The sequence below is a fragment of the Aeromicrobium sp. PFPM2_SD2 genome (assembly GCF_057364525.1).
This window is the reverse complement of record NZ_JBNFNZ010000001.1, coordinates 86,633-92,876: the sequence shown is the minus strand read 5'-3', so window position 1 is coordinate 92,876 and position 6,244 is coordinate 86,633. Positions and strand designations below refer to the sequence as shown.

Here is a 6,244-nt window from a genome sequence, read left to right as displayed (position 1 = left end):
GGTGGCGCTGCGCGACCTCGACGACCGCGGCCTGGCCAGCGACGTCGCCCGAGAGCTGGACGAGCGATGAGCGCGACCGGGCCCGCCACGCAGGCGCCCGGTGCCGAGCAGACCGCGCCCGCCACCGGGTTCTCGGTGGTCCTGGACTCCTTCGAGGGACCGTTCGACCTGCTGCTGCAGCTCATCTCGCGGCACAAGCTCGACATCACCGAGGTGTCGCTGGCCACCGTCACGAGCGAGTTCATCACCTACATCAAGCAGATGGACGGCGACCTGGAGGAGACCACCCAGTTCCTCGTCGTCGCGGCCACGCTGCTCGACCTCAAGGCCGCGCGGCTGCTGCCCCAGGGCGACGTGGACGACGAGGAGGACCTTGCGCTGCTCGAGGCCCGCGACCTGCTCTTCGCCCGGCTGCTGCAGTACCGGGCGTTCAAGCAGGTCGCCGGCGTCATGGCCGAGCGGCTGGCCACCCAGGGCCGGCGCTACCCGCGCTCGGTCGGCCTGGAGCCGCGCTTCGCGTCGCTGCTGCCCGAGGTGCTGCTCACCGTCGGCCCCGACGACCTGGCCCGGCTCGCGGCCAAGGCCATGGAGCCCAAGCAGGCGCCGGTCATCTCGCTGGCCCACCTGCACGCGCCGAGCGTTAGCGTCCGCGAGCAGGCGCACCTGCTGGTCGACCGGCTGCGCCGCGAGCAGCAGACGACGTTCCGCGCGCTCGTGGCGGACGCGCCGGACGTGCTGACCCGGGTCGCGCGGTTCCTGGCCGTCCTGGAGCTGTTCCGCGAGGGGGCGCTGTCCTTCGACCAGGCGACCCCGTTGGGCGACCTGCACCTGCGCTGGACCGGCACGCAGGAGGGCGACATCGACGTCGGCGACGAGTTCGACGTCCCGGCCGGCTCCGACGTGGAGCCCGGCGACACGTACCCGCTGCCCGAGGACGCCGACGGCGTCCGGACCGAGGAAGAGCGATGACCGACCCCACCACCGACACCGTGCCGGACGACGCGACCGCCGCGGCGGCCCCGCTGCAGGGCCCCGAGGAGCTCGAGCTCGGGCTGCTCGACCTGGAGCCCGCGCTGGAGGCCGTGCTCATGGTGGCCGACCAGGCGCTGGACCACCTGACACTCGCCCAGGCCGTGGGCCACCCGCCCGCCGACGTCGAGCAGGCGCTCGTGCGCCTGGCCGCCGAGTACGACGAGCAGGGCCGCGGCTTCGAGCTGCGCCGGGTCGCCGGCGGCTGGCGCTTCTACACCCGCGAGGCGTTCGCGCCGGCCGTCGAGCGCTTCGTCCTGGACGGCCAGCAGGCGCGGCTCACCCAGGCCGCGCTGGAGACGATGGCGGTGGTGGCGTACCGCCAGCCGGTGAGCCGCTCGCGCGTCTCGGCGATCCGCGGCGTGAACGTCGACGGCGTCATGCGCACCCTGGTGACCCGCGGCTTCGTCGAGGAGGTCGGGAACGACCCCGAGACCGGCGCCGTCCTGTACGGCACGTCGGCCTACTTCCTGGAGCGCATGGGGCTGGACAGCCTCGACGAGCTGCCCGAGCTCGCGCCCTACTTGCCCGAGATGGACGACATGGAGGACGAGCTGAGCGCGCTGTCCGCGCCGGCGGCGGAGCCCGCGTCCGAGCCGGCCGCGCCCACCGGGCTCGACGAGGCGGGGGAGGAGCAGCGATGAGCGAGCCCGAGGAGCAGGGGACCGAGCCGGGCGTCCGGCTGCAGAAGTACCTGGCCCAGTCCGGCGTCGCGAGCCGGCGCAAGTGCGAGGAGCTGATGCTCCAGGGCCGGGTGGAGGTCGACGGCGAGGTCGTGACCCTCATGGGCACGCGCATCGACCCGGCCACCGCGATCGTCCGTGTGGACGGCAAGCGGCTGCTGCCGCCCACCGAGCACACGTACCTGGTGCTCAACAAGCCGCGCGGTGTCGTCACCACGATGGCCGACGAGCACGGACGGCCGGACCTGACCGGCCTGCTGAAGGACCGCGAGGAGCGGCTGTTCCACGTCGGTCGGCTCGACACCGACACGTCCGGCCTGCTGCTGCTGACCAACGACGGCGAGGCCGCGCACCGTCTGGCCCACCCGTCGTTCGAGGTGACGAAGACGTACGTCGCGCTCGTCGAGGGCCGGCTCAAGGACGCGACCGGGCGCCGGCTCGTCGACGGCATCGAGCTCGAGGACGGCCCCGCGCAGGCCGACCGGTTCACCGTGCGCGACCGGCAGGGCGACCGCACGCTCGTCGAGCTGGACGTGCACATCGGCCGCAACCGGATCGTGCGCCGGATGCTGGCCGAGGTCGGCCACCCCGTGCGCGAGCTCACCCGCACGGCCTTCGGGCCGGTGCGCCTGGGACAGCTGCGGCCGGGCGCGACGCGCGGCCTGACCGACGAGGAGCGCGGGACGCTCTTCGATAGCGTGGGCCTGTGAGCGAGGGCAGCGAGCGGGGGGCGGAGCGGGCGACGGTCGGCAGCATCCCCGCGCCGGTCCTGGTGGTGGGCTGCGGCCTCATCGGCACCTCGGTCGCCCTGGCCCTGCGCGGTCGCGGCGTCGAGGTCGTCCTCGAGGATGCGTCGGCCGAGCACCTGGAGCAGGCGGTCGCCCTCGGCGCGGGCGTGCTGCTGGACGACTCGGTCGTTCCCGCTCTCGTCGTCGTCGCGGTGCCGCCGGCGGTCGCCCCGGGCGTCGTGACCGACGCGTTGGCGCGCTGGCCCGAGGCGCTCGTCACCGACGTCACGAGCGTGAAGTCGCTGCTGCAGCAGACCCTGGCCGACGTGCCCGGCGCCGAGCGCTACGCCGGCGGTCACCCCAGGCCGGCAGCGAGCGCAGCGGCCCGACCGCGGCTTCGGCCCAGCTGTTCGAGGGCCGTCCCTGGGCGGTGACGCCGACCCGCCAGACGCTCCCGCAGGCCCTCGACGCGGTGGTCGACCTGGCCCTGAACCTCGGCGCGGTGCCGATCATCATGGACGCGTCCGCGCACGACCGCGCGGTCGCCGTGGTCTCGCACGTGCCGCAGGTGATGTCGACGCTCACCGCCGCGCGCCTGAACGACGCGGCCGAGAACCACCTGGCGCTGTCCGGTCCCGGCCTGCGCGACGTCACCCGCATCGCCGGCAGCGACATGCGGCTGTGGATCGACATCCTGAGCCACAACGCGCGCGACGTGCGGTCGGTGCTGGAGGACGTCCGCGTCGACCTGGACCGGGTCATCGAGGCGCTCGACGGCGCCGACGGCCAGACCCTGGGCGAGGTCCTGGAGTCCGGCCGCCAGGGCACCCGCCTCATCCCGGGCAAGCACGGCGACGCACCCTCGCGCCTGGACGTCGTCCGGGTCCAGGTCGCCGACCGTCCGGGTGAGCTGTCGCGTCTCATGACCGATACGGGACAATCAGGTGTCAACATCGAGGACCTCCGTCTTGACCACGACCTGGGACGGCCCGTGGGCCTCGCCGAGATCGCCGTCGCGCCGGGTCTCGGGGACGTCCTGGTCGCTGCGCTCGCCGAGCGCGGCTGGACCGCCTACCGATAGGAACGCCTGCATGACCTTGGTGATCGCCCTCGACGGACCCTCCGGGTCGGGCAAGTCGAGCACGTCGCGCGCCGTCGCGGCGCGCCTCGGCCTGGACTACCTCGACACCGGCGCGATGTACCGCGCCGTCACCTGGGCGGTGCTCGAGCGCGGCGTCGACCCGCACGACCCGACCGCCGTGGCCGAGGTCGCCGCGGCCGTGCGTCTGGAGCCGGGCACCGACCCGCTCAAGCCGACGATCGCGGTCGACGGGGTGGACGTCAGCGAGCCGATCCGCTCCGACGCGGTGAACGCCGCGGTCAGCCCCGTCTCGACCGTGCCGGACGTCCGCGCCCGCCTGGTCGACCTGCAGCGCCGCATCATCGCCGGCTCCGACGGCATCGTCGTCGAGGGCCGCGACATCGCCTCGACCGTGGCCCCGGACGCCCAGGTGAAGGTGTACCTCGTGGCCGACCCGGCCGCGCGCGCCGCCCGCGGGCCGCGGAGGAGGGTCACGCGGACGCCGAGACGACCAAGGCGTCGCTGCTGGCCCGGGACCGGATCGACTCGACCCGCGCGACGTCCCCGCTGGTGCGGGCCGACGGCGCGGTCGAGGTCGACAGCACCTACCTGACGCTGGACGAGGTCGTCGACCGCGTCGTGGCGATGGTGCCGTGATGGCTGCCGACGAGCGGGGCTACCCGGCACCGGGCCACGCCGGCCTGAAGGTGCTGCGCGCGACGGTCGGCCGCTGGCTGGGCTCGCGCTACGACCTGCACCAGCACGGCACCGAGCACGTCCCGGCCGACGGACCGGTGATCTTCGCCGCGAACCACGTCGGCTGGCTGGACGGTCCGCTGCTGATCGCCTGCACGCCGCGTCCGGCCCACGCGCTGGTCAAGGCCGAGGAGTTCCAAGGCCGCACGGGGGCGCTGCTGCGCCTGGCCGGGCAGATCAGCGTCCGTCGCGACGAGCCGGACGCCGCGGCCGTGCGCAAAGGCGGTCGCCGCGCTCGAGGCCGGCCACGCCGTGGCCCTCTTCCCCGAGGCACCCGCGGCGCCGGCGACGTCGCGCACGTCAAGGACGGGCTGGCGTACCTGGCGATGACCACCGGTGCGCCGGTCGTGCCGGTGGCGATCCTCGGCACGCGACTGCCCGGCCAGGCCGGCGACGCCAGGCCGGAGAAGGGCGCGCGCATCGAGCTGTCCTACGGCGAGCCGGTCACCGTCGAGCGCCGCCCGTGGCCGCGGCCTCGCGACGAGGTGCGTAGGCTTGCGGGGCGGCTCCAGCAGGAGCTGCGCGCTCACGTCGAGAAGTCTGCAGAGGCCAGCGAGGTCGCGCTGCCCGGACCTCTGCCCCCAGGAGACACCCATGTCTGACCACCTGCCCGTCCTGGCCGTCATCGGCCGGCCGAACGTCGGCAAGTCGACGCTGGTCAACCGCATCATCGGCCGGCGCGAGGCCGTGGTCGAGGACGTCCCCGGCGTCACCCGCGACCGGGTCGCCTACGAGGCCACCTGGAACGGCCGCGAGTTCACCGTCGTCGACACCGGCGGCTGGGACCCCGACGCCCGCGGCATGGCCGAGCTGATCGCCGCCCAGGCCGAGCTGGCCATCGCGGCCGCCGACGCCGTCCTGTTCGTCGTCGACGCCAACGTCGGCATCACCGACGCCGACGAGGCCGTCGTCCGCATCCTGCGCTCGGCCAAGAAGCCCGTGCTGCTGGCCGCCAACAAGGTCGACGACCAGCGGGCCGAGAACGAGTCGTCCTCGCTGTGGGCGCTCGGCCTCGGCCAGCCGTACCCGGTCTCGGCGCTGCACGGCCGTGGCTCGGGCGACCTGCTGGACGCCGTGCTCGAGGCGCTGCCCGACGCGCCGCCGGAGGACTTCGACAAGATCGAGGGCCCGCGCCGCGTCGCGATCGTCGGCAAGCCGAACGTCGGCAAGTCCAGCCTGCTCAACAAGCTGGCCGGCGAGAACCGCGTCGTCGTCTCCGACGTCGCGGGCACGACCGTCGACCCGGTCGACGAGATCGTCGAGCTCGGTGGTCGCGAGTGGCACTTCATCGACACCGCCGGCATCCGCCGCCGGGTCAAGGAGGCGTCCGGCCACGAGTACTACGCCAGCCTGCGCACCAACACCGCCATCGACCGCGCCGAGGTGGCGGTCATGGTCGTGGACGCCAGCGAGCCGCTGGCCGAGCAGGACCTGCGCATCATCAGCACCGTCCGCGAGGCGGGCCGCGCGCTGGTCATCGCGTTCAACAAGTGGGACCTGGTCGACGAGGAGCGCCGCTACTACCTCGACCGCGAGATCGAGCGCGAGCTCGTGCAGGTGCCGTGGGCGCCGCGCATCAACGTCGCCGCCCGCACGGGCTGGCACGTCGACCGGCTCGTCCGCGCGCTCGACGCGGCCCTCGAGGGCTGGGAGACGCGCGTGCCGACCGGTCAGCTCAACGCGTTCCTCGGCCGTCTGGTCGCCGAGCACCCGCACCCGATCCGTGGCGGCAAGCAGGCCAAGATCATCTACGGCACCCAGGCGTCCACCGCGCCGCCGACGTTCGTGCTGTTCACGCGCGGCAAGCTCGAGGCGTCGTACCTGCGCTTCGTGGAGCGCCGCCTGCGCGAGGAGTTCGGCTTCGTCGGCTCGCCGATCCACATCCAGCAGCGTCCGCGCGAGACCCGCAAGCGGTAGGGGTCCCGCGTCGAGGACGTCCGGGGGAGTGCGGTAGGCTTCTGGACGTT

At 73.9% G+C, this 6,244-nt stretch carries 7 protein-coding genes and 2 pseudogenes; all 9 read left to right on the top strand.

The features are described 5' to 3' along the window. Positions 1-66: 66 nt before the first annotated feature. A complete protein-coding gene (locus tag AC2W7G_RS00470) occupies positions 67-969 on the top strand; it encodes a segregation and condensation protein A (RefSeq protein WP_485866684.1) in 903 nt (300 codons plus the stop codon). Beyond that, positions 966-1,673, top strand: coding sequence for an SMC-Scp complex subunit ScpB (gene scpB / locus AC2W7G_RS00465; protein WP_485866683.1), 708 nt, complete (start codon positions 966-968; stop codon positions 1,671-1,673). Before AC2W7G_RS00470 ends, scpB begins: the two co-directional genes overlap by 4 nt. After that, on the top strand, positions 1,670-2,422 hold the full coding sequence (locus tag AC2W7G_RS00460; RefSeq protein ID WP_485866682.1) for a pseudouridine synthase: 753 nt from the start codon (positions 1,670-1,672) through the stop codon (positions 2,420-2,422). Before scpB ends, AC2W7G_RS00460 begins: the two co-directional genes overlap by 4 nt. Next, positions 2,419-2,885, top strand: a pseudogene (locus tag AC2W7G_RS00455) (prephenate dehydrogenase/arogenate dehydrogenase family protein); the annotation flags it as partial. The gene AC2W7G_RS00460 and the pseudogene AC2W7G_RS00455, both read left to right, overlap by 4 nt. A gap of 69 nt (positions 2,886-2,954) precedes the next feature. Then, entirely contained in the window at positions 2,955-3,521 is a 567-nt protein-coding gene (locus tag AC2W7G_RS00450) for a prephenate dehydrogenase dimerization domain-containing protein (RefSeq protein WP_485866688.1), read from the top strand. 10 nt (positions 3,522-3,531) lie between these two features. Next, positions 3,532-3,939 (top strand): annotated as a pseudogene (locus tag AC2W7G_RS00445) ((d)CMP kinase); the annotation flags it as partial. 104 nt (positions 3,940-4,043) lie between these two features. Continuing rightward, the gene (locus tag AC2W7G_RS00440; RefSeq protein WP_485866687.1) at positions 4,044-4,178 is read left to right on the top strand and encodes a (d)CMP kinase; all 135 of its coding nucleotides are present in this window, start codon (positions 4,044-4,046) and stop codon (positions 4,176-4,178) included. Further along, on the top strand, positions 4,178-4,879 hold the full coding sequence (locus AC2W7G_RS00435; protein WP_485866686.1) for a lysophospholipid acyltransferase family protein: 702 nt from the start codon (positions 4,178-4,180) through the stop codon (positions 4,877-4,879). The genes AC2W7G_RS00440 and AC2W7G_RS00435 overlap by 1 nt, the downstream gene beginning before the upstream one ends. Next, on the top strand, positions 4,872-6,194 hold the full coding sequence (der, locus tag AC2W7G_RS00430) for a ribosome biogenesis GTPase Der (RefSeq protein ID WP_485866681.1): 1,323 nt from the start codon (positions 4,872-4,874) through the stop codon (positions 6,192-6,194). Before AC2W7G_RS00435 ends, der begins: the two co-directional genes overlap by 8 nt. Positions 6,195-6,244 lie beyond the last annotated feature (50 nt).

What these genes read in the sequence shown, in the direction of transcription:
- AC2W7G_RS00470 (WP_485866684.1), top strand. Translation starts at nt 67, where the DNA reads ATGAGCGCGACCGGGCCCGCCACGCAGGCGCCCGGTGCCGAGCAGACC.
- scpB (WP_485866683.1), top strand. Translation starts at nt 966, where the DNA reads ATGACCGACCCCACCACCGACACCGTGCCGGACGACGCGACCGCCGCG.
- der (WP_485866681.1), top strand. Translation starts at nt 4,872, where the DNA reads ATGTCTGACCACCTGCCCGTCCTGGCCGTCATCGGCCGGCCGAACGTC.
- AC2W7G_RS00450 (WP_485866688.1), top strand. Translation starts at nt 2,955, where the DNA reads ATGGACGCGTCCGCGCACGACCGCGCGGTCGCCGTGGTCTCGCACGTG.
- AC2W7G_RS00460 (WP_485866682.1), top strand. Translation starts at nt 1,670, where the DNA reads ATGAGCGAGCCCGAGGAGCAGGGGACCGAGCCGGGCGTCCGGCTGCAG.
- AC2W7G_RS00435 (WP_485866686.1), top strand. Translation starts at nt 4,178, where the DNA reads ATGGCTGCCGACGAGCGGGGCTACCCGGCACCGGGCCACGCCGGCCTG.